At 67.6% G+C, this 21,225-nt stretch carries 16 protein-coding genes; 10 read left to right on the forward strand and 6 right to left on the reverse strand.

Annotation, left to right across the window (positions count from 1 at the left end):
• Positions 1-2 precede the first annotated feature (2 nt).
• Together ACJMK0_RS08135 and ACJMK0_RS08140 are read left to right on the forward strand one after the other, a co-directional pair.
• The gene (locus tag ACJMK0_RS08135) at positions 3-2,108 is read left to right on the forward strand and encodes an MtrB/PioB family decaheme-associated outer membrane protein (protein WP_405237231.1); all 2,106 of its coding nucleotides are present in this window, start codon (positions 3-5) and stop codon (positions 2,106-2,108) included.
• Between the two features lie 30 nt (positions 2,109-2,138).
• Positions 2,139-5,810, forward strand: coding sequence for a bifunctional proline dehydrogenase/L-glutamate gamma-semialdehyde dehydrogenase (locus tag ACJMK0_RS08140; RefSeq protein ID WP_405237233.1), 3,672 nt, complete (start codon positions 2,139-2,141; stop codon positions 5,808-5,810).
• Between the two features lie 36 nt (positions 5,811-5,846).
• Here ACJMK0_RS08140 and ACJMK0_RS08145 read toward each other — a convergent pair whose 3' ends face one another.
• Entirely contained in the window at positions 5,847-6,602 is a 756-nt protein-coding gene (locus ACJMK0_RS08145) for a class I SAM-dependent methyltransferase (protein ID WP_405237235.1), read from the reverse strand.
• 189 nt (positions 6,603-6,791) lie between these two features.
• Here ACJMK0_RS08145 and ACJMK0_RS08150 point away from each other — a divergent pair, with 189 nt between their 5' ends.
• Both ACJMK0_RS08150 and ACJMK0_RS08155 read left to right on the forward strand, forming a co-directional pair.
• The gene (locus tag ACJMK0_RS08150) at positions 6,792-7,310 is read left to right on the forward strand and encodes a lipocalin family protein (RefSeq protein ID WP_405237237.1); all 519 of its coding nucleotides are present in this window, start codon (positions 6,792-6,794) and stop codon (positions 7,308-7,310) included.
• A 282-nt stretch (positions 7,311-7,592) separates the two neighbouring features.
• Positions 7,593-8,372: a hypothetical protein gene (locus tag ACJMK0_RS08155; RefSeq protein WP_405237238.1), complete on the forward strand. Its 780-nt coding sequence runs from the start codon at positions 7,593-7,595 to the stop codon at positions 8,370-8,372.
• A gap of 287 nt (positions 8,373-8,659) precedes the next feature.
• Here ACJMK0_RS08155 and ACJMK0_RS08160 read toward each other — a convergent pair whose 3' ends face one another.
• Positions 8,660-9,826 (reverse strand): MFS transporter, encoded by a 1,167-nt coding sequence (locus tag ACJMK0_RS08160; RefSeq protein ID WP_405237925.1) that lies wholly within the window; start codon positions 9,824-9,826, stop codon positions 8,660-8,662.
• Between the two features lie 222 nt (positions 9,827-10,048).
• On the opposite strand from ACJMK0_RS08160, the gene ACJMK0_RS08165 reads away from it, so the two are divergent.
• Positions 10,049-10,948, forward strand: a complete 900-nt coding sequence (locus tag ACJMK0_RS08165) for a CHAD domain-containing protein (protein WP_405237240.1) — start codon at positions 10,049-10,051, stop codon at positions 10,946-10,948.
• Positions 10,949-10,966: 18 nt separating this feature from the next.
• Here ACJMK0_RS08165 and ACJMK0_RS08170 read toward each other — a convergent pair whose 3' ends face one another.
• Complete coding sequence (locus ACJMK0_RS08170; RefSeq protein ID WP_405237241.1) at positions 10,967-12,199, reverse strand: cation:proton antiporter; 1,233 nt, start codon at positions 12,197-12,199, stop codon at positions 10,967-10,969.
• 167 nt (positions 12,200-12,366) lie between these two features.
• Between ACJMK0_RS08170 and ACJMK0_RS08175 the strand changes: the two genes are divergently transcribed.
• The 4 genes from ACJMK0_RS08175 (at position 12,367) to ACJMK0_RS08190 (ending at position 15,816) form a co-directional block, all read left to right on the forward strand.
• Positions 12,367-13,812, forward strand: coding sequence for a flavin-containing monooxygenase (locus ACJMK0_RS08175; protein ID WP_405237243.1), 1,446 nt, complete (start codon positions 12,367-12,369; stop codon positions 13,810-13,812).
• 27 nt (positions 13,813-13,839) lie between these two features.
• The gene (locus ACJMK0_RS08180; RefSeq protein WP_405237245.1) at positions 13,840-14,160 is read left to right on the forward strand and encodes a DUF6489 family protein; all 321 of its coding nucleotides are present in this window, start codon (positions 13,840-13,842) and stop codon (positions 14,158-14,160) included.
• Between the two features lie 45 nt (positions 14,161-14,205).
• Entirely contained in the window at positions 14,206-15,321 is a 1,116-nt protein-coding gene (locus tag ACJMK0_RS08185) for an NAD-dependent epimerase/dehydratase family protein (RefSeq protein WP_405237247.1), read from the forward strand.
• A 219-nt stretch (positions 15,322-15,540) separates the two neighbouring features.
• Positions 15,541-15,816 carry an RNA recognition motif domain-containing protein gene (locus ACJMK0_RS08190; protein WP_405231905.1) on the forward strand — a complete coding sequence of 92 codons (276 nt, stop codon included), beginning with the start codon at positions 15,541-15,543 and terminating at the stop codon, positions 15,814-15,816.
• Positions 15,817-15,984: 168 nt separating this feature from the next.
• On the opposite strand, the gene speA is transcribed toward ACJMK0_RS08190, so the two are convergent.
• The 3 genes from speA to ACJMK0_RS08205 all read right to left on the reverse strand — a co-directional run bounded on the left by speA (position 15,985) and on the right by ACJMK0_RS08205 (position 20,074).
• Complete coding sequence (gene speA / locus ACJMK0_RS08195) at positions 15,985-17,955, reverse strand: biosynthetic arginine decarboxylase (protein WP_405237249.1); 1,971 nt, start codon at positions 17,953-17,955, stop codon at positions 15,985-15,987.
• A 9-nt stretch (positions 17,956-17,964) separates the two neighbouring features.
• Entirely contained in the window at positions 17,965-18,936 is a 972-nt protein-coding gene (locus ACJMK0_RS08200; protein ID WP_405237251.1) for a deoxyhypusine synthase family protein, read from the reverse strand.
• 124 nt (positions 18,937-19,060) lie between these two features.
• Positions 19,061-20,074, reverse strand: coding sequence for a serine/threonine protein kinase (locus tag ACJMK0_RS08205; protein ID WP_405237927.1), 1,014 nt, complete (start codon positions 20,072-20,074; stop codon positions 19,061-19,063).
• 88 nt (positions 20,075-20,162) lie between these two features.
• Here ACJMK0_RS08205 and ACJMK0_RS08210 point away from each other — a divergent pair, with 88 nt between their 5' ends.
• Entirely contained in the window at positions 20,163-21,053 is an 891-nt protein-coding gene (locus ACJMK0_RS08210) for an alpha/beta fold hydrolase (protein ID WP_405237253.1), read from the forward strand.
• The last annotated feature ends 172 nt before the right edge of the window (positions 21,054-21,225 follow it).

Below are 21,225 nucleotides of genomic sequence, written 5' to 3' on the forward strand. Positions count from 1 at the left end.
TGATGAGCAAGCTCCCCAGACTACAAACCCTCGCGCCGGCCCTCGCGACCCTGCTGGCGCTCTCGGTCCCCGGCGGACCGGCGCTTGCCGCACCGGACACCAGTTCGTGGAAGTGCGAACGCTGTCCGTTCGAGAAGGGCTATACGGCCGACACCGAGGTGGGCGCCACGAACGTGGGCGACGACGCCTTCCGCCACGGTAACTACACCGGCTACGACGAGTCCGGCGTCTATCCCAACCTCGACGGCCAGGGCCGCTACGCCAGCGACGGCTATCAGATGAAGTGGATGGCGGAGGACCTGGGTCTCGACTCTCGGGCCTTCGGCCTGGAAGGCGGCCGCCAGGGCACCTTCGGTTTCGACCTCGGCTACCGGGAGATCCCGGAGCGGGTGTTCGACACGACGGTGACGCCCTACGTGCAGAGCGGCGACAGTCTGCTTACCCTGCCCTCCGGCTGGGTGGACGCGTTCAGCACCGACGGCATGACGGCGCTGCCCGGCGCGCTGCGCGGGCAGAACATCGAGAGCGATCGCCAGATTCTGACCGTGGGCGGGGAGTACCTGCCGTCGCCGCGCCTGCGCCTGTTTGCCGACTATCGGCGCCAGGAGCAGGACGGCACCGCCATCTCGACCGGTTCGCTGTACACCAATGCGGTGTACCTGCCGCGACCGTTCGACTATTCCACCGACGAGGTGGATCTGGGCGCGCGCTACAGCCTCGGTGCCGGCCAGGTAACGCTGGCCTACTACGGTTCGTTCTTCCAGAACCAGGGCGTCGGCCTCACCTGGGACAATCCCTTCACCGGGGTGGATCAGGGCAGGAACGGCGAGCCGGCCGACAGCCGGTTTCAGCAGGTTAGCCTGTCCGCCAGCTACGCCTGGGTGGACTATGCGACCACGGCGAGCTTCGTCGCCGCGCTGGGCCGGGGCGAGCAGGACGACTACCTGTTGCCGTATACCATCAACGGCGATCTGCAGGCGCCGGCGCTGCCGACGCGCTCGCTCGACGCGGAGGTGGACACCACCAAGCTCGGGCTCACGATCACCTCCAGGCCGCTGCCGAAGGCGAGCGTGCGCTTCGCCTGGCACTACGACGAGCGTGACAACCAGACGCCGCAGTTCACCTGGACCCGGGTGATCACCGACCTGTTCCCGACGAACGATGCCGAGACGAACACGCCCTACAGCTTCGAGCGGTCCCGCTTCTCCCTGAGCGGCGACTACGACCTGCTCGACAGCCTGACGGTGGCAGCGGGCGTGGAGCGCTACACCATCGACCGGACCTTCCAGGAGGTGGAGTCCCAGGACGAGGACACCGGCTGGGGCAAGCTCGCCTGGCGGCCCAGCGGCTGGTTCGAGCTGAGTGCCAAGGGCGGCGTCGCCGAGCGCGAGGCCGACGGCTACGACACCAGCGTGGCGGCCAGCTTCGGCCAGAACCCGCTGCTGAGGAAGTATCACCTGGCTTACCGCTATCGCGAGTTCGGCGAGGTGACCGCCCTCGCTACGGTGCCGGAGAAGCCGATATCGTTCGCGGGCACCGCCTTCTACGCCGAGGACAGCTACACGAAGTCCCTGCTCGGTCTGCGCGAGAGCACCGACATGCGCATCGCCGGCGACATGAGCTGGTCGGCCACGGAGAAGGCGTCGCTGTACGTGCACGCGGGCTATCAGGAGATCGAGTCCGACCAGGTGGGCAGCGAGGCCTTCGGCATCCCGGACTGGCAGGCGCTGCACCAGGACGAGTTCACCACCTTCGGTTTCGGCCTCAGGGCCGCGGAGCTGACCGAGAACATCGAACTGACCTTCGACTACAGCCGCGCTCTCGGCACCACGATCATCAGCGTGGACGAGAGCTTCTTCCCGGACCTCGAGTCCACGCTGGACTCGGTGCGCGTCGAGCTGGCATGGCGCTCGTCCGAGCGGATGGTGTGGAGCGCCGAGGTGCGCTACGAGAGCTTCTCCACCGAGGACTGGGCTATCGCCGGCCTGGAGCCGACCACCCTGCCGACGGTGCTGACCTTCGGCGCCGATCCGTATGACTACAACGTCTTGCTATTCGGTCTCGGCTTCCGGTACCACATCGGCGAGCTGGAGATCGGGGGCGAGTAGGAGCGACTGGGAGCACAACCGGGGTGTGACATGGCCGGCAAATCCGCGCAGCCACTGAAGGGCGACCTCTCGACCCTGCTTGCGGATCTGCCGTTCGACGAGAACGCGGAAGCGCCATCGCTTGCCCAGCAGGCGGTGGCGCTCGCACGTCTGCTCCAGCGCCGCGCGACGGAGCTGCAGACCCCGGCCGAGCGCAAGCAGCAGCACGAACTCGCCCGCATGATGGCGTCGCCCCACGACAAGGCGACGCTGATGCAGATGACCGACCAGTCCATGCGCTCGCACCGCGCGCGCCGCGCGGTCGATCAGCTCACCCATATCCTCGACGTGCAGGGCGTGCCCCGGTTCTTCACTCCTTTCGACCGCGCGATGCTGCGCGGCTTCCAGTCCTTCGGCGGCTGGCTGCCGGGCGTCGCCGTGCCGCTGGTGCAGGACAAGATGCGCCAGGAGACGGCCAACGTGATCCTGCCCGCCGAGGAGGACGTGCTGCCGAAGCACCTGCAGGCCCGGCAGAAGACCGGCCTGCGGATGAACGTGAATTTCCTCGGCGAGGCGCTGCTCGGTGAGGAGGCGGCGAAGGCCCGGCTCGCCGGCTACCTGGCCGCGCTGGCCCGGCCGGAGATCGAATGCATCTCGGTGAAAGCCTCCACCATCTACTCCCAGGTGTCTTCGCTCGCGTTCGAGAACACCGTCGAGGTCCTGAGCGAGCGGCTGGAGAAGCTCTACCGGGAGGCCGCGGCGCGGCGCTTCACCCGCAGCGACGGCACCGAGGTGCCGAAGTTCGTCTACCTGGACATGGAAGAGTACCGGGACATGAGCGTCACTTCGGAGGCGTTCATGCGCGCGCTGGAGCGCCCGGGCCTGGAGCACACGGGCGCCGGCATCGCGCTGCAGGCCTACATCCCGGACTCCTGCCTGGTGCAGAAACGCATCAATACCTGGGCGCGGCGGCGGGTGGCCGCCGGCGGCGCGCCGGTGACCATCCGGCTGGTGAAGGGCGCGAACCTGGAGATGGAGCGGGTGGAGGCCTCCATCCGCGGCTGGCCCCAGGCGCCTTACAAGACCAAGGCCGAAGTGGATGCCAACTTCAAGCGCATGCTGCACGAGGGCATGGTTCCGGAGAGCCTGGTGGCCGTGCATCTCGGCGTCGCCTCGCACAACCTGTTCGACGTGGCCTATGCGCTGATACTCGCCGCCCGGGAGGGCGCGCTCAGCCGGGTGCAGTTCGAGATGCTGGAGGGCATGGCCAACCACCAGCGCCGGGCCCTGAACGAACTCACCGAGAACCTGCTGCTGTACGCGCCGGCCACCAAGCGCGAGGACTTCATCCATGCGATCGGGTACCTGGTGCGCCGACTCGACGAGAACACCGGCCCGGACAACTTCCTGGCCCATTCCTTCCGCATCGAGGTGGGCAGCGAGGAGTGGCAGGAGCTGGAGCAGCAGTTCCTGGCCTCGTTCCTGCTGATCGACACCCTGTCCGACGGGCCGCGCCGCACCCAGGACCGCCGCGTCGAGCTGCGGGGGCCGGTGACGCCGGCGCCGGAGCTCGCCACCTTCAGCAACGAGCCCGACACCGACTTCTCGCTGCCCCAGAACGTGGAGTGGGCGAAGACGCTGATCGAGGAATGGTCGCAGGTACGCGGCGATGTCGCCATGGATCTCCCGCTGATGATCGCCGGCGAGGAGCGGCGCGGCGATCGCGCGGCGAAGGAATGCCGCGACCCGTCGCGGCCCGGCGTGGTGGTGGCGCGTTACCCGGACGCCACGGAGGCCGATCTGGAGGACGCGCTCGCCTGCGCCGAGGCGGACCCGGCCGGCTGGCGGTCGCGCTCGCCGGAGGAGCGCTGCGCGATTCTCGGCGAGGTGGCCGGGAACCTGCGGCTGGCCCGCGCCCGACTGATCGGCGCCGCCATGGCGGACGGCGGCAAGACCATCCCCGAGTCGGACCCGGAGGTGAGCGAGGCCATCGACTTCGTGGAGTTCTACCGCCGCAGCGCGCTGTACTTCCACCGCCTGCCGGGAGTGGAGGCGAAGCCGAAGGGCGTGGTGGCCGTGGTGCCGCCGTGGAATTTCCCCATCGCCATCCCCTGCGGCGGCGTGGCTTCCGCGCTCGCCGCCGGCAACTGCGTCATCCTGAAGCCCGCTTCGGCCACGGTGCTGGTGGCCTGGGAACTCGCGCAGGCTTTCTGGGCCGCCGGCGTGCCGAAGGAGGCGCTGCAGTTCATGCCCTGCCGGGGCTCTGGCGTGGGCGCGCAGCTCGTCGCCGACCCGCGGGTGGATGCCGTCATCCTCACCGGCGGCACGGACACGGCGCTCACAATGCTGGATGCCCGGCCGGACATGAATCTCATGGCCGAGACCGGCGGCAAGGATGCGACGATCGTTACCGCCCTGGCCGACCGGGACCAGGCGGTTGCGAACATCCTGCACTCGGCGTTCAGCCACAGCGGCCAGAAATGCTCGGCCACGAGCCTGCTGGTGCTGGAGGAGGAGGTGTACGCCGACGAGGAATTCCGGCGCATGCTGAGCGATGCGGTCGAGAGCCTGCCGGTGGGACCGGCGTGGGATCGCCGCACGCGGGTCGGTCCGCTGGTGACGCCGCCGGGAGACGAGCTGCACCGCGCGCTGACCACGCTGGAACCCGGCGAGGAATGGGCGGTGGAGCCGAGGGTGGACCCGGACAATCCGCAGCTGTGGTCGCCGGGCGTGAAGTACGGCGTGACGCCGGGCAGCTATACCCACATGACCGAGTTCTTCGGGCCGGTGCTGGCGGTGATGATGGCCCGTGATCTCGACGAGTCTGTCGAATTCGTGAACCAGACCGGCTACGGGCTGACCTCCGGCATCGAGAGCCTGGACGACAGGGAGCAGGCCGAGTGGAAGGACGCGATTGCCGCCGGCAACCTGTACGTGAATCGGGTGACCACCGGCGCGGTGGTGCTGCGCCAGCCCTTCGGCGGCTTCGGCAAGTCCGCCTTCGGGCCCGGCATCAAGGCCGGCGGGCCGAACTACGTGGCCCAGCTCATGGACTTCAACGACCGTGACCTGGAAGAGACGGCGGTGACGGAGGGTCCGGTGGCGGAGTTCCAGCAGGCGCTTGCGGACGTGCGCGGCAGCTCGTCTTTCCCGGACCACGAGATCGACCGGCTCATCCACGCCTGCTCGAGCTACCAGCGCAACTACCGCGAGGAATTCGGCCGCGAGCACGACCACTTCCGGCTGCTCGGCCAGGACAATATCCGCCGTTATCTGCCGGTGCCGGTGGTGCGCATCCGCGTGCACCCCGACGACAGCGTGTTCGAGATCTATGCGCGCGCGGTCGCGGCGCACGTGGTCGGTTCGAGAGCCGTCGTCGGCGTGCCGCCGGGTACGGACAGCACCGTGGTGGAGCGGCTGGAGACGCTGACGGAATCCTGGGCCGGCGGCATCGAGTTCGTGCGCGAGTCCGACGAGGACCTGGTGCGGATGATGCGGGCCGGCACCGTGGGCCGGCTACGCTACGCGCGCCCGGAGCGCGTGCCGGAGGCACTGCTGCGCGCATCCGCCGAGACCGGCGTTTACATCGTGCGCACGCCGGTGCTGGCCGAAGGCCGTATCGAGCTCATCTGGTACCTGCGCGAGCAGAGCATCAGCGACAACTATCACCGCTACGGCAACCTCGGCGAACACGGCGCCGAGGGGCGGGCCGAACCTCTCTGAGGCGCGGAACGACCGCCGGCAGTTCCGGCCGGGAAGTTACCCCTCGACCTTCCGCGCGACGTAGTACCCGTAGCTGACGAAGGCCCTGTGGCGCTCGTACAGCGCGATCTCGGTTTCCTCGGCGGCCACCACCGCCCGTGCCGCGTCCGAATTGCCCTGCCGGTCGAGGAAGGCCGGGAAGCGTTCCTGCAACGGTCGATAGTAGTTGTCGAGCCAGCAGTGCTCGGGTAGCGGGAAATACCCGATCGGGGAGTAGCCGAGGCGCTCCAGGACGGCCATCTTGCCGGAGGCCGTGTCCACCTCGGGGTATTCCTGCTCCCAGTGGCTCTGCAGTTCCGTGGGGCGGCGGTCGGTCAGCCAGGTCAGCTCCGACACCGCGAGGATGCCGTCCGGCTTCAGATACGCGCGCCACGCCTCGGCCCCTGCCGCGAACCCCATGTTGTAGATCGCGCCCTCCGCCCAGAAGGCGTCGTACGCGCCTGCCTCGAAGGGCAGCGACTCCATGGAGGCGGATAGTGTCGTGATGCGATCCGAGACGCCGGCGCGGCGAACCGCCTCCTCGAGTGCGGCCAGGAATTCCGGCAGGAAGTCGACCGCCGTGATGTCGGCGTCGAGTTCGTCGGCCAGCACGAGCGTGGAGGCGCCGGTCCCGCAGCCGATGTCCGCGATCCTGAGGCCTGCAGTTCCTTTCAGGCCGGAGAGGGCAACGGCCAGACGCGTCTCGGCGTCTCCGCCCGGCCCCTGGCGCTGTCCGTCCCTGTGCAGATCGATCAGGAGTTGGAGGTCGTCCATTCTCTCGCCCCGATGGTTCTGGTCTCTCGCTGAAAGGAACGAGTCTGCCTCGGTGCGGGCCGCTGCGCCAGCGTGTGGATCCGGAACCTGAACCCTTCGCCCGTGATGGGCGGAAGCATTCGATGGCCCGATGCCGTTCCCGCTAGACTGTCCTTTCCGTACTGTCGATTGATCCCGAGGAACGCCCTTATGAGAGTATTGCTACTGGTTGCCGTGTTCGCACTGTCGGGCTGCACCGGCATTCCCGAAGGCATCGATCCGGTCGATGACTTCGAGCTCGTACCGTACCTCGGCACCTGGTACGAGATAGCGCGTCTCGATCACCGTTTCGAGCGCGGGCTGTCGAACGTGACTGCAGACTACTCGATGCGCGAGGACGGCGGCGTCCGCGTACTGAACCGCGGTTATCGCACTGACACAGGCGAGTGGGACGAGGCTGAAGGCAAAGCCTACTTCATCGGCGACTCCAGCGTCGGGCGGCTCAAGGTATCGTTCTTCGGTCCTTTCTACGGCGCTTACAACATATTCGAGCTTGGCGAAAACTACGAATACTCGATGGTTGCCGGCCCCGACCGTTCCTATCTCTGGATTCTCGCGAGGGAACCGGAGCTGCCCAGGGCGTTGCTGGACGAGCTGGTCTCCAAAGCCGAGGCGGCAGGATACGACACGTCCGAACTGATCTTCGTCGAACACGACATGGCTCCCTGAACGGGGCCGCCGCATTCGCTTGTCGACCCCAGGCGGTCCCGCCGCATTGGACTCCGGGCGTCGCGCGCAAACGGTCGCCTGACGGCCCGACGGTGACGTCGAGCAATCGAGACTCCTCACCCCGGGGTCACCACCGTCGTCAATTTCGCTGGACTTTTTCCAATCGTTAAACTAGTTTCACTCATCGCCCTGTTTCGGTACATCCGGGGGTAGGGGGAGCGAGAAATCCGACCGCTTATGGGCGGTTACATCAGAATGCCAAACAGGCACAGGGGGAGATTTATGAACAGTCCCAGAACTTTAATCTGCTGGGCCGTTGCCAGCATGCTGCTGAGCGCCACACCGGGTTTCGCTCAGGTCAGCGCCGATGGCATGGGCAAGGTCTTACCGGTCGAGTTGTATGCGTGCAACTTCAAGCAGGGTAAGGATCATGCGGATCTGTCCAAGGTGATCGAACGCTGGACCAAGTTCGCCGACGACAATGACATGGACGATTATGCTGCCTGGCTACTCAGGCCTTTCTTCTACACGCCGGCGCAGGATTTCGACATCCTCTGGCTGGGCGCCTACGCGGATGGCAACGCCATGGGTGCGGGCCTGCAGAACTGGATCTCGAAGGGCAGGGAAATGAATGCGGCATTCGAGGAGGTGCTGGATTGCGGCGCGCACGTGGCCTACTCCTCCGCTATGTACAAAGCACCCCCGAGCGGCGGGGCACCCGGGTCGGGAGTGATCAGCATCATGGACTGCGAGCTGAATGAGGGATATCGATACACCGACGTCAGGGCGGCCGAACTGAAGTGGATGGACCACCTCGAAAAGTCGGGATCCAAGGCTGCCTACTATCACTGGATGCCGATGTTCGGCGGCGGCGATGCCGAATTCGACTACAAGGTCGTGTCGGCCTATGCCAGTTTCGAAGAGGTGGGATCCGACATAGAGAATTTCGCCAATGGAGGCGGACGCGACGTGTCTCAGGAGATCTTCGCCAGGCTCGACGAGTGTGACGATGCCCGGGTGTATTTGGTAGAGAGCATACGGTCGGGGAAGATTCGTGACTGACGAGTCATAGACGCACAGAGGCGGNGGCGGCGGGCGTTGCCCGCCGCCATTCTGTCCGGACCGGCATCAGCACCGGCGTAACGGCACCAGTACGCCGGCCTTCGCCGATATACGGGCGCGACACCGGCTCGTGCACCCGGCGCGTCCGAAAGTCCGCAAAGGACTTGCCCGCGCGTACCTGCGCCAGCCAGTCCTCGGGATCGTATTCGACGCCGACGGGATTGGCGTCGTTGATCGGTCCTGCCATGAAGCGGTCGGCAACGAAGACACCAGATGGCACCACAGCATCACCGCAGGCGCCGCAGGCGCCGCACCCACACCGCCATTGCGATGCACACGGCCGCGAGGGACCACAGGGGATAGCGATAGTCGCCGGTGGCGTCCACCAGTACGCCGAAGAGCACCGGGCCCAGTACGCCGCCGACCTGCGCGGCCGTGAAGAACAAACCGCCGGCCGCGCCCATGTTGTCGCTGTTGATGCGCCGGCTCTCCATGAGCAGCAGCATGGCGATGGGGAAGATGCAGCTGCGCGAGATGCCCTGCAGCACGAGGCTGGTGGTCATCAGCGCCCGGGACTCGCTGTAGAGGCCGAGCAGGGATATCGCGCCGACGACGCAGAGCAGCGCGAACAGCGTGACCCGGCGCGGCCCCACCGCCAGCCGGGGGATGACGAGCGTGGCGACGATGCCGACGGCCACCGGCACGGCGGACCACGCGCCCGCCGCGGCCAGGCTGTAGCCCAGCGAATGGAGGGTCTCCGGCAGCCAGGCGCCCATGGAATGGGCGAACAGGAAGACGCCGGCGGCCAGCAGGAGCACGTTGCGCACCGACGGATAACGCACGAGTTCGGCCACCAGGCCGACGTCGATCATCGAAGCGCCCGGGCTGCGGCGCTGGCCGAGGCGGCTCGTCGGCCGCGTCATGATGGCGAACCAGATGAGCGCGGCCGCCAGTAGAACCGCGGCGTAGACGAGGAAGACCGTGCGCCAGCGGTAGTCCACCAGGGGCATCAGTACGGCGTTGCTGAGGGTGAGGCCGAGGATGCTGCCGATGGCGGTGCTGGAGGTGTAGATGCCCATCGCGAGGCCGCGGGAGCGGTCGTCGAACCACCGCCGCACGAGCTTCGGGGCGCCGATGGAGATGAGCGGCCCGCCGACCCCGTAGACCATCATGGCGATCAGCAGGGTCCAGTAGTCGTCGGCGAGCGCCCGCAGCGCCGCCGATGCGGCCAGGATCAGCGCGGCGGCCAGCAGGCAGGGCCTGAGCCCGAAGCGGTCGAGCAGCGAACCGGCCGGGATGGCGGTGAAGAGATACACGAACTGCCAGGCGCCGAGGATGGTGCCCATCGCCGCGCCGGACAGCCCCAGGTCGGCGCGGATGGGCGTGACCAGGGCCGCGGTGGCCGCCATCAGCAGGCCGAAGCAGCCGTACAGCAGGGAGACGCCGGCCAGCATCACCCAGCGGAAGCCGCTGCGCTCGGGCGAGACGGCATCGGGTGCCGTTACGGTCTGGTTTCCGGGTTCCGGTGAAGTCAGGGTCGGGGATCCGCGTCGATGGCGGCCCAATGATAGCCGGGACGGCGGGACCGTGCCGCGGGCGGGCCGGCTTCCCCGTATTTATCGCTGCCGCGGCGTTATGCCACAGTGCGGTCAACGTGAGCGACGGAGAACCCGCCCATGGCCTATCGGCTGCTGGAAAACGAAAGCACCGAGGAGTTCCTGAAGCGTGTGGCCAGCGAACAGGTGGCGAAGGCGATAGAGGACCTCGAGGGCGCGGACGACGACCTGCACGAGGCCGTGCACGAGTTCCGCAAGCGCTGCAAGAAGATCCGTGGCCTCATCCGGCTGGTGCGGCCGGGCTTCCCCGATTATTCCACAGAGAACGCCTGGTTCCGGGATCTGGCCGGCGAGCTCTCCGCGCTGCGCGATGCGACCTCGATGCAGGAATCCGTTGCCGCCCTGGTAAAGCACTACGCGGACGACCTGGATGCGGATGCCTACGGCGGCATCGGCGAATGGCTGGGCAGGCGGCGCGAGACCCTGACGGAGGAGCGCGACGCGCGGGAGAAGGTGGACGTGATCCGCGCCGAGCTGCCGGAGGCGCTGGCTCGCATCGAAGGCTGGCGGCTCGATTCGGCCGGGGCGGACGCGCTGGAGGCGGGCCTTGCGAAGACCTACAAGCGGGCGCGCAGGGCGATGGCCGTCGCCGCAGACGACGGCACGTCACGCGACTTCCACGAGTGGCGCAAGCGGGTGAAATACCACCGCTATCATCTGCGGCTGCTGACGCCGATCTGGCCGAAGGTGACGAAGGCGCGCTACAAGGAGACGAAACACCTGAGCGACCTGCTCGGCGACGACCACGATCTCGCCGTGCTGCGCGCGACACTGGAGGAGGAGGCCGGCGGGGCCGCCGACGAGCGCGCCGCGCTGATCGCGCTGAGCCGGCGGCGCAGCGCCGAGTTGCGGGCGCAAGCCTGGAGCCTCGGGCGCCGGCTCTTCATCGAGGAGCCGGACCGGTATGCCGAGCGCATGCGCGCGCTGCTGGAGATTCGCAACGACGAATCCCTGCGCTGAAACGCCCTCGGCGCGCCTTCAGTTCTTGTCGCCACTCCCGAGCAGCCAGCGCAGCCACATGGGCGAGGCCACCGTGGTCACCACCGCCATGATGACGATGGCCGAGAACAGGCTGCCCACCACCTCGGGTACCGGTTCCGGATGCGAGAACAGGCCCGCCTCCAGCGCGATGCCCGCCACGATCAGCTCGACGGCGCCGCGGGCGTTCATGCCGACGCCGGTGGCCAGCGAATCCCGGTTGGAGAGGCCGGTGAGCCGCGCGGCGACGCCGGACCCCGCCAGCTTGCCGAGGAAGGCCACGGCGATCAGCGCCAGCAGGAACCCAGGCACGGCGGTGAGGGCCTCCAGCTTGATCGCCATGCCGATGGAGGCGAAGAAGATCGGCGCGAGGAAACCGGCGGAGAAGGTCTCGATGCGGCGGTAGAGCACCTCATGGACTTCCGGATCGATGGTGTCGCGCTTGAAGAACAGGCCCGCCGCGTAGGCGCCCAGGATGAAATGCATGCCCAGCGACTCGGCCAGCACCGCGAAGCCGAGGCCCCAGGCCATGAGCACGCTGAACTCGATGTGGCCGATGCGGAGCCGCTCGCTGAGTCGCCCGCTCAGCGGCATGAGGTAGCGGCCCGCGAGGGTGACCAGCACGAAGAAGACGAGCACCTTGCCGCCGAGCACGAGCAGGGTCTCCGCCGTCAGGCCGCCGCCGCTCTGCAGGAGCGCCGTGAGTATCGCGAGCAGGAACAGGCTGATGACGTCGTCGAACACCGCCGCCGAGACGATGATCTTGCCCACTTCGGTGTTCTGCTTGCCGAGATCCATCAGCGTCGCGATGGTGATGGGCACCGCAGTCACCGACAGCGCGACGCCGATGAACAGCATCTGCGCGAAGCGCCAGTCCGACTCCGGCAGCCAGAGCCAGCCGAGCCCCATGCCCATGGCCAGCGGCAGCGCCATGCCGCCGATGGCGACCGCCGCCGCGGAGCCGGAGGCCTCCGTGAGGTCCTTCGGTCGCATCTCCATGCCGGCGAGCAGCATCAGGAAGAAGATGCCGAGCTCGGTGATGGCCTTGAAGACCTCGTTGTGGCTGACGTCGGCGAGCACGGGGAACGTCTCGCTGAAGCTGCTGGCGAGGATGCCGAGGATGACGCCGGCGAGGAGCTCGCCCACCAGGACGGGCTGGCTGAAGCGTTTGGCGCACTCGCCGAAGACGCGGGTGACGAGCAGCAGTACGAGCAGGATGTAGAAGAGTTCCATAAGTCCTCGTGCGGCTTGATCGTCGTCATTATGGCATGCGCAGGCCGGGGCCGCGCTGCGACGACGCATTGTCGTGATCGTTGCGATAATCGCGATTATCGCGCAGCGCCGAATTCGGTAGACTGGCGGTCTATGGAGACCGAACAGCCTGCAAGCGAAGGGGTGCCATGCGCATCGCCGTAGTCGGTACCGGATTCTCCGGTCTGTGCATGGGCATCAAGCTGCGGGAGGCCGGCTTCGAGGACTTCACCCTGTTCGAGAAGGCCGACGCCATCGGCGGCACCTGGCGGGACAACACCTATCCGGGTGCCGAGTGCGATATTCCTTCGGCCCTGTATTCCTATTCGTTCGAGCCGAACCCGCGCTGGACCCACAAGTGGTCCCACCAGCCCGAGATCCTGCGCTACATGGAGCATTGCGCGGCGAAGTACGGGCTGTATCCGCACATCCGTTTCAATGCCGAGGTGGCGAAGGCGCGCTGGGACGACGACGAGGCGCGCTGGCATCTGACGCTCGGCGACGGGTCGGAGGAGGTCTTCGACGTCTTCGTCACCGGCGTGGGTCAGCTCAGCCGTCCGTTCGTGCCGGAGATTCCGGGCCTCGACGAGTTCGCCGGCCCCTCGTTCCACTCCGCGCGCTGGGACCATGACGTCGAGCTTGCCGGCCGCGACGTCGTGGTGATCGGGAACGCGGCCAGCGCGGTGCAGTTCGTGCCCCGGATCGCGCCGGAGGTAGGCTCGCTCACCGTCTTCCAGCGCACCGCGAACTGGATGCTGCCGAAGAACGACCGGGAGTACACCGAGTTCGAGAAGTGGCTGGGCCAGCGCGTGCCGTTCCTGCAGCGTCTCTACCGCCTGCGCATCTGGCTGATGAGCGAGCTCGTGCTGTATCCGATGATGGGGCTGAACCGGCTGTACAAGTGGTGGGGCAGGCGCCAGACGCGCAAGTACCTCGAGGAGACCATCCGCGACCCGGCGCTGCGCGAGAAGCTGATTCCGGACTACCCGTTCGGGGCCAAGCGCATCCTGTTCTCGGACGACTACTACGAGGCGCTGGACCGGGACAACGTGGAACTGGTGACGGAGTCCATCCAGCGGGTCACGCCGAGCGGCGTGCGCACGCGGGACGGGCGCGAGATCCCGGCCGACGTGCTGATCCTCGCCACCGGCTTCCGCACCAATCCGTTCCTGGCGCCGATGGAGATCACCGGTGCGAACGGCCGCGCGCTGCGCGACGCCTGGAGCGAGGGGGCGCAGGCGTACCTCGGCATCACGGTGGCCGGCTTCCCGAACCTGTTCATGACCTACGGCCCTAACACCAACCTGGGCCATTCCTCCATCCTCATCATGATCGAGTGCCAGGTGCGCTACATCGTGGAGTGCCTGGAGCTGATGCGCGCGCGGGGCACCGAGCGCGTGGAGGTGCTGGAGGACGTGCAGCGGCAGTACAACGAGAAGCTGCAGCGGCGTCTCGAGCACAAGGCCTGGGCGCTGGTGGGACGCAGCTGGTACATGGACCACGGACGTATCACCAACAACTGGGCCGGCAACACGCCGGAGTACTGGTGGCGGACCCGCCACTTCGACGAACGCAACTATCGCCTTGCGGACTGAGCGGGCGGCAACGCAGAGGAAGACAGTATGAAGATCAAACTCGAATTCGACCTGACCCCTAAGGAATTCCGCGACAGCCTCGGCCTGCCGGACGTGAGCGGGCTGCAGAAGAAGGCGGTGGATGCGCTGCAGAAGCGGGTGGAGAACGACATCAAGAATTTCGATGCATCGAAGCTCTTCAACGCCTGGGTCAGCCAGGGTCTGGAGACCTCGGCGCAGGTGCAGCGCTTCCTCGGCAAGGCCGTGGGCACGGCGCTGCGCGGCCGCCAGGCGCCCGATGCGACGATGGAGACGGAGGAAGACGAAGAAGCCTCATCGCCGCGGCGCACCACCAAGAAAAAGAAATAGCCGCCGGCCGGCGGCGGCTATCGCGTCTCACAAAGGGGGGAGCGCATGACGACGAGAAGGGAATTCCTGGGGGCCGCGGCCGGCGGCGTCGGACTCGGACTGGGGCTCGGGCTGGGACCGTCCGCTCTGGCGGCGGCGATGGCGCAGCCGGGGCCGGCGGCGAAGCCGCTGGACATCCTGGTGCTCGGCGGCACCGGCTTCATCGGCCCGCACGAGATCGAATACGCGCTCGCCCGCGGGCATCGGGTGACCATGTTCAACCGTGGCAGCAACCCGGGCGCGTACGGCGACCGGGTGGTGGAGCTGATCGGCAACCGGGACTCGCGCATCGACGAAGGGCTGGCCGCGCTGGCCGGCGATCGCACCTGGGACGTGGTCATCGACAACTCGGGCTATGTGCCGCGGCACGTCCGTGACACCGTGGAACTGCTGGGGGAGCGCGTCGGGCGATACCTGTATGTCTCCACGGTGGCCGTCTACGATTTCGCGGCCGCTTCGGAATTCGACGTCGACGGGCCGCTGGCCGAGCTCGAGGATCCGGCGGTCGAGCGGGTGACCGCGGAGACCTACGGTCCGCTGAAGGCCGAGTGCGACCGCATCGTGCAGCAGACGCTCGGCGACCGGGCGACCATCGTGCGGCCTACCTATATCGTGGGTCCGGGCGACACCACGGATCGCTTCACCTACTGGGTGGAGCGCCTCCACCGCGGCGGCGACATCCTGGCGCCGGCGATGCCGGAGGCGGAAATCCAGTGGGTGGACGCCCGGGACCTCTGCCCCTGGATCGTGCGGCTCGCGGAGAACGACACGCCCGGCGTGTTCAACGCCGCAGGGCCCGCGGCGCCGGTGGACCGCCGCGGCATGCTCTGGGGCATCGCCGCGACCACGGCGGCGCCCGTGCGCCTGCACTGGTCGGAGCCGGCCCTGCTCGCCGAACTCGAGATCGTACCGCCGATGCTGGGCAGCGAGGGCGGATCGTTCCACTTCGTGAACGAGGGCGCGCTGGCCGCAGGCCTGAGTTTCCGGCCCCTCGCGGAGACCGCGCTGGCCACCCACGCATGGTGGCAGGGTCTGCCGGCGGAGCGTCGGGCCAATCCCCGGCGCTGGATACCGGAGGCGCGGGAGGCGGAGGCCATCCGCCGGCTCACGGCCGCCGGCTGACTGTACGGGCTGCGATTCTCTGGCGCGGGGCAATAAATAAATCTGGTGCGGCGCCAGCACGGGGAGTACACTGCGACGACGTATGACGGGACCCCGTGTATTTCACGGTCCGCTCTGCGTAGCGTGAAGTGGGCCGAACCCCGGCCCGGTTTCCGTCAGAAGCTCGGCGGTCTGGCTGCCCTGACGGTGTTGTTCTACGGACCGCAGAGTGATTGAAAGATGACGAATATCTATGTCGGTAACCTGGCCTACAGCGTGACCTCCGACGACCTCCGCGAAGTCTTCTCCGAGTACGGCGAAGTCTCCAGTGCAAACGTGATCATGGACAAGTTCTCGGGCCGTTCCAAGGGTTTCGGTTTCGTCGAGATGCCGGATTCGAGTGCTGCCTCGGCAGCCATCGAGGCGCTCAACGAGCAGGACCTGCAGGGCCGGAACATGCGAGTGAACGAGGCGCGTCCGCGCGAGGACCGACCCCAGCGTCGCGACCGCTACTGATCGAGGCTCGCGCTCCGCGCGATCCTGTGACGCGAAAAGGCCGCCCCCGGGCGGCCTTTTTTGTCCTGCTGCAGGAGGGCCTTCAGGCCCGACCCGCTGATGGGCATGTAGGAGGGGCTTTAGCCCCGATTCATCACACAATCGGGCCTGAAGGCCCTCCTACATGAATTAGTCGTGCTCCACGTAGGTGGAGCGGGCGAACGTGCGGATGTACTCGTCGAGGATGTCCATGCCCTGCTTCGGGCGCAGCACGCCGGCGTTGATCTTCTCGCGCACGAGCGCGCTCATGCGCCGTTCCAGGTCGTTGGCGAAGTACTGCACCTGGCCCAGGATCTCCTGCACCCGGGTGCCCGGGATGATCTTCTCCACCCAGTAGTTGCCCGGCTCCTCGTCGTCGGCATAGACATGGGCCTCGGCCACCCGGCCGAACAGGTTGTGGGCGTCACCCATGATGTCCTGATACGCGCCCATCAGGAACAGGCCGATGTAGTAGCGCTCGCCCGGGCGGGGGTCGTGCAGCGCCACGTAGGTCTTGTCCGCGTTGGCGGTGACGTAGTGGTGGATCTTGCCGTCGGAATCGCAGGTGAGGTCCACCAGCACGGCACGGCGTTCCGGGCGCTCGTCGAGGCGTGCCAGCGGCATCAGCGGGAAGGTCTGGCCGATGGCCCAGTGGTCCAGCATGGACTGGAACACCGAGAAGTCGCACAGGTGCTGGTCCACCAGCGCCTCCTCGATCATGCCGAGCTCCGCCGGTGGCGGGTCCAGCTCGGCAGCGCGCAGCCCCTCGGCGATGAGCGCGCAGGCGCTCCAGAACAGCCGCTCGATCAGTGCCTGCTGCTCCAGCGGCATGTAGCCCAGGCGGAAGCTGGCCTCGGCATCCCGGCGCACGTCCCGGCACTCGTGGTAGGCCTCGGTCAGCAGCGCCGGCCCGGCCTTGCCCTGCGCGGTGCGCCGGCGCAGCCGGTCCAGCACCCGGTAGAGCTTCTGCACCAGCGCATGGTCCTCGTCGCCGGGCCGGAAGTCGTCGGCGATCATGTCCTTGCCGTAGCTGCCCAGGGACTCCACGACCAGCACCGAATGGTGCGCCGTGATGGCGCGGCCGCTCTCGGATATCAGGGTGGGGTGGGGCAGCGACTGTTCCTCGCACACGTCGTGCACGGCCGAGACCACCGCGTTGGCGTATTCCTGCAGGCTGTAGGTGATTCCGCTCTCCTCGCCCTCGTCGTAGCGCACGCCGAGACCGCCGCCCACGTCGATATAGCGGATGTTGATGCCGCGGCGGGTGAGCTTGGCGTAGACCTGGGTGATCTCCTTCACCGCGCTGCGCAGCACCTGCACGTCGGAGACCTGGCTGCCCACGTGGAAGTGCAGCAGCACGAACGCCTCCTCGCGGCCGCTCTCGCGCAGCCGCTCGAGCAGCGTCACCAGTTCCGGGATGGAGACGCCGAACTTCGAGCGGTCGCCGCCGGATTCCGCCCAGCGGCCGGCGCCGGCAGTGGTCAGCCGCACGCGGACGCCGAACGCGGGCACGGTCCCGCTGGCCGCGGTGAGCGCCATCCACTGCTCGAACTCGCCGAATTTCTCGATGACCGGGATGACGTTCTTGCCGAGGCGCTGACCCGCGTGGATCAGCGACAGCATGCTCTCGTCCTTCACGCCGTTGCAGATCAGCAGCGTCTCGTCACGGGTGAGGTGGGGCAGGGTTGCCACCAGCTCCGGTTTGGAGCCGCATTCCAGGCCCAGGCCGTAGGGCTCGCCGGCGTCCAGTACCTCCTCGACCACCTCGTGCAGCTGGTTGACCTTGATGGGGTAGACGCTGCGGTACTCGCCCTCGTATTCGTGGCGCTCGATGGCCCGCCGGAACGCTTCGTTGATGCGCCGCACGCGCGAGCGCAGCACGTCCTGGAAGCGCAGCAGCACGGGCGGCTGGATGCCCCGCTCGGCGAGGTCCGCCACCACGTCGGCGATGCGGATGGCGATATCGCTCTCCTCGTCCGGGCGCACGGCGGCGTGGCCCGAGCCGTCGATCAGGAAGAACCCGTCGCCCCAGACCTCCACCCGGTAGAACTCGGCGGTGTCGGCGATGGTCCAGGCCTCGGCGCTCTCGGGGAGCGGCCGCGCGTCGCTCTGCTCGCTCATCGGCGGCCCTCAGATACCCAGCACGCAGGCGAAAACGAGGGGCGCGACGATGGTCGCGTCCGACTCGATGATGTACTTCGGCGTGTCGGCCGAGAGCTTGCCCCAGGTGATCTTCTCGTTCGGCACCGCGCCGGAGTAGGAGCCGTAGCTCGTCGTGGAGTCGCTGATCTGGCAGAAGTAGCCCCAGCGGGGGATGTCTTCCTTGCCCAGATCCTGCTCGATCATCGGCACGACACAGATGGGGAAGTCACCGGCGATGCCGCCGCCGATCTGGAAGAAGCCGATGGAGGCGTCCGCGCAGGTGTTCTGGTACCAGCCGGCCAGCGCGATCATGTACTCGATGCCGTTACGCACCGTGTGCACGTTGCCGACGTCGCCGGTGATGCAGTGGGAGGCGAAGATGTTGCCCAGCGTCGAATCCTCCCAGCCGGGCACGAACAGGGGCAGGTCCCGCTTCGCGGCCTCCACCAGCCAGCTGTCAGCCGGGTCGATCTGGTAGTGCTCCTCCAGCTCGCCGGACAGGATCAGCCGGTACAGGAACTCGTGGGGAAAGTACGACTCGCCGGCCTTGTCGGCCGTCTGCCATTCCTTCAGCACGGCGTGTTCGATGCGCCGGATGGCCTCGTCCTCGGGGATGCAGGTATCGGTCACGCGGTTCAGATGGCGCGCGAGCAGCTGCTCCTCGTCCTCCGGGGTCAGGTCACGGTAACCGGGGATGCGTACGTAATGGTCGTGGGCCACCAGGTTGAAGAGATCCTCCTCCAGATTGGCACCGGTGCAGCAGATGGCATGCACCTTGTCCTTGCGGATCATCTCGGCCAGCGACAGGCCGAGCTCGCCCGTGCTCATGGCTCCCGCGAGCGTCATGAACATCTTGCCGCCGGTATCGATATGGCGGCGATAGCCGTCGGCGGCGTCCACGAGCGCGGCGCTGTTGAAGTGACGGAAATGGTGGTGGACGAAGTCCGTGATGGCAGTCATTGCGGGGACCTCCGGATGGCATGGGCGTCCGGCTCACCCGAGGGGGCCGCCGGGACGCGGAGAATAGGGCCAAAGCCCCATGCTAACAAGCGAAAGATTCGATCGCAGGAAGCGAGGCGCCGGGCTACCAGGGCTCCGTCCAGGGGAGCGGCTCCTCGTCCATGAGGGCGGCCTGCTCGCGCAGTGCCAGGATGTGCTCGCCCCAGTAGCGCTGGGTGTTGAACCAGGGGAAGGCGATGCGGAAGGCGGGGTCCTCCCAGCGGCGCGCGAGCCAGGCGGCGTAGTGCATGATGCGCAGCGTTCTGAGCGCCTCGATCAGGCGCAGCTCCCGCGCCTCGAACGGCCGGAACTCGGTGTAGCCGGCCAGCAGTTCGGCCAGCTGGGGCGTCTGCTCCTCCCGGTCTCCGGACAGGAACATCCAGAGATCCTGCACGGCGGGACCCATGCGCGCGTCGTCCAGGTCGACGATGTGCACCTGTTCGTCGCGCACCAGCAGGTTGCTCGGATGCAGGTCGCCGTGCAGCCGCAGGTGGCGCACCTCGCCCGCGGCCTCGAAGCAGTGCTCGGCGCGGGCGAGCAGGTCGGCGCTCAGGGTATCGTAGGAGGTGGCGAGCTCGTCGGGGATGAAGCTCTCGTCGAGCAGGAACTCCCGCGATGCGTCGCCGAAGCTCTCGATATCCAGGGTGGGCCGGTGCAGGAAGGGCTCCCGCGCGCCGCAGTTGTGCAGCCGGGCCGTGAACCGGCCGATCTGGCGCAGGAGCCGCGCGTCGTCCAGCTCGGCCGCGTGACCCCCGTGGCGCCGGTACACCGCCAGCCGGAACCCGCCGACGCGGTGCAGGGTCCGCCCGTCGATCGACATCGGCGCCACCACCGGGATCTCGGCGTCCGCCAGCTCCTGCGCGAAGGCGTGCTCCTCGAGGATGGCCTCGTCGCTCCAGCGGCCCGGGCGGTAGTACTTGGCGACCAGCGGCGGGCCGTCCTCGATGCCCACCTGATAGACACGGTTCTCGTAGCTGTTCAGCGCCAGCAGGCGGCCATCGGCAAGGAATCCCAGCGCCTCGATGGAGTCGAGGATGTCCGCGGGTCCGAGCTGGCGGAACGCCAGCGTGTCGTCTGCGTCGTCTGCCGGCATGGCCATGCTGCAGTGTAGCACCACGCCGCGGGCTGGCAGCCCCTCCGGGCTTTCGTTACTCTTCATCGCCGTCTCGAAACGGAGAGAGCCGCCCATGCCCAGAGCCGATGCCAACGGAGTCGAGATCGAGTACGACGAGTTCGGGTCGCGCGATGCCCCGGCCATCCTGCTCATCATGGGGCTCGGCATGCAGCTGCTCGCGTGGCGCGAACCGTTCTGCCGGCTGCTCGCCGACGCCGGCTACCGGGTGATCCGCTACGACAACCGCGACACCGGGCTCTCGACCCGCTTCGGCCACCTGCGCACGCCGGCCATACCCACGGTGGTGTTCCGCGGCCTGCTGGGAATGCGCCAGAAAGTGGCCTACACGCTCTCCGACATGGCGCTGGACGCCGTCGCCCTGCTCGACGCCCTGGATATCGAGCGCGCACATGTCGTGGGTGTGTCCATGGGCGGGATGATCGGCCAGATCCTGGCGGCGAAGCACGCCGAGCGGGTGCAGTCGCTGACCTCCATCATGTCCACCAGCGGCCACCGTTCGCTGCCGCGGCCGCGCCGGGAGGTACGCCAGCACATCTTCCAGGCCCGCCCGGCCGACGCCAGCCGCGAGGAGGTGGTGGCCCACGCGGTGCGTACCATCGAGCTGATCGGCAGCCCCCGTTATCCGGTGGACCGGGAGACCATCCGGGCCCACGCGGAGGAGGCCTACGACCGGGCCTACTACCCCGAAGGCATCATGCGCCACGTGGGCGCGATCATCGCCGACGGCAACCGCCGCAGCCGGTTGCGGGCCATCCGCCGGCCGAGCCTCGTGATCCACGGCACGGACGACCCGCTGGTGCCGGTGGAAGGGGGCATGGACACGGCGGAGCACATCCCCGACGCGCGCCTGGAGCTGATCCCGGGCATGGGCCACAACCTCCCGGAAGGCCTCTACGACCAGCTCACCGACCTGATCACCACCCACACCCACCGAAACCGCTGACCGACCCGTAGGAGGGCCTTCAGGCCCGATTCCCTTCTATTATGGCCGCCCTTCGGGGGTATCCATCTTGCTCCCGACAAAAGGTCGCGGCGATGGATACCCCCGCATGACGGCCGTGCTCGTGGCGGCGTGAAGGAAACGCCAGTCAGGAGCGCTTGCTGACTGGTGCCAA

Origin of the sequence: Lentisalinibacter orientalis, from assembly GCF_040706535.1 — a bacterium.
GTDB classification, from domain to species: domain Bacteria; phylum Pseudomonadota; class Gammaproteobacteria; order Steroidobacterales; family Woeseiaceae; genus Lentisalinibacter; species Lentisalinibacter orientalis.

Excerpts from the sequence above, each read along its gene's own strand:
- ACJMK0_RS08135 (WP_405237231.1), top strand. The coding sequence starts at position 3 with ATGAGCAAGCTCCCCAGACTACAAACCCTCGCGCCGGCCCTCGCGACC.
- ACJMK0_RS08140 (WP_405237233.1), top strand. The coding sequence starts at position 2,139 with ATGGCCGGCAAATCCGCGCAGCCACTGAAGGGCGACCTCTCGACCCTG.
- ACJMK0_RS08145 (WP_405237235.1), bottom strand. The coding sequence starts at position 6,602 with ATGGACGACCTCCAACTCCTGATCGATCTGCACAGGGACGGACAGCGC.
- ACJMK0_RS08150 (WP_405237237.1), top strand. The coding sequence starts at position 6,792 with ATGAGAGTATTGCTACTGGTTGCCGTGTTCGCACTGTCGGGCTGCACC.
- ACJMK0_RS08155 (WP_405237238.1), top strand. The coding sequence starts at position 7,593 with ATGAACAGTCCCAGAACTTTAATCTGCTGGGCCGTTGCCAGCATGCTG.
- ACJMK0_RS08160 (WP_405237925.1), bottom strand. The coding sequence starts at position 9,826 with ATGCTGGCCGGCGTCTCCCTGCTGTACGGCTGCTTCGGCCTGCTGATG.
- ACJMK0_RS08165 (WP_405237240.1), top strand. The coding sequence starts at position 10,049 with ATGGCCTATCGGCTGCTGGAAAACGAAAGCACCGAGGAGTTCCTGAAG.
- ACJMK0_RS08170 (WP_405237241.1), bottom strand. The coding sequence starts at position 12,199 with ATGGAACTCTTCTACATCCTGCTCGTACTGCTGCTCGTCACCCGCGTC.
- ACJMK0_RS08175 (WP_405237243.1), top strand. The coding sequence starts at position 12,367 with ATGCGCATCGCCGTAGTCGGTACCGGATTCTCCGGTCTGTGCATGGGC.
- ACJMK0_RS08180 (WP_405237245.1), top strand. The coding sequence starts at position 13,840 with ATGAAGATCAAACTCGAATTCGACCTGACCCCTAAGGAATTCCGCGAC.
- ACJMK0_RS08185 (WP_405237247.1), top strand. The coding sequence starts at position 14,206 with ATGACGACGAGAAGGGAATTCCTGGGGGCCGCGGCCGGCGGCGTCGGA.
- ACJMK0_RS08190 (WP_405231905.1), top strand. The coding sequence starts at position 15,541 with ATGACGAATATCTATGTCGGTAACCTGGCCTACAGCGTGACCTCCGAC.
- speA (WP_405237249.1), bottom strand. The coding sequence starts at position 17,955 with ATGAGCGAGCAGAGCGACGCGCGGCCGCTCCCCGAGAGCGCCGAGGCC.
- ACJMK0_RS08200 (WP_405237251.1), bottom strand. The coding sequence starts at position 18,936 with ATGACTGCCATCACGGACTTCGTCCACCACCATTTCCGTCACTTCAAC.
- ACJMK0_RS08205 (WP_405237927.1), bottom strand. The coding sequence starts at position 20,074 with ATGGCCATGCCGGCAGACGACGCAGACGACACGCTGGCGTTCCGCCAG.
- ACJMK0_RS08210 (WP_405237253.1), top strand. The coding sequence starts at position 20,163 with ATGCCCAGAGCCGATGCCAACGGAGTCGAGATCGAGTACGACGAGTTC.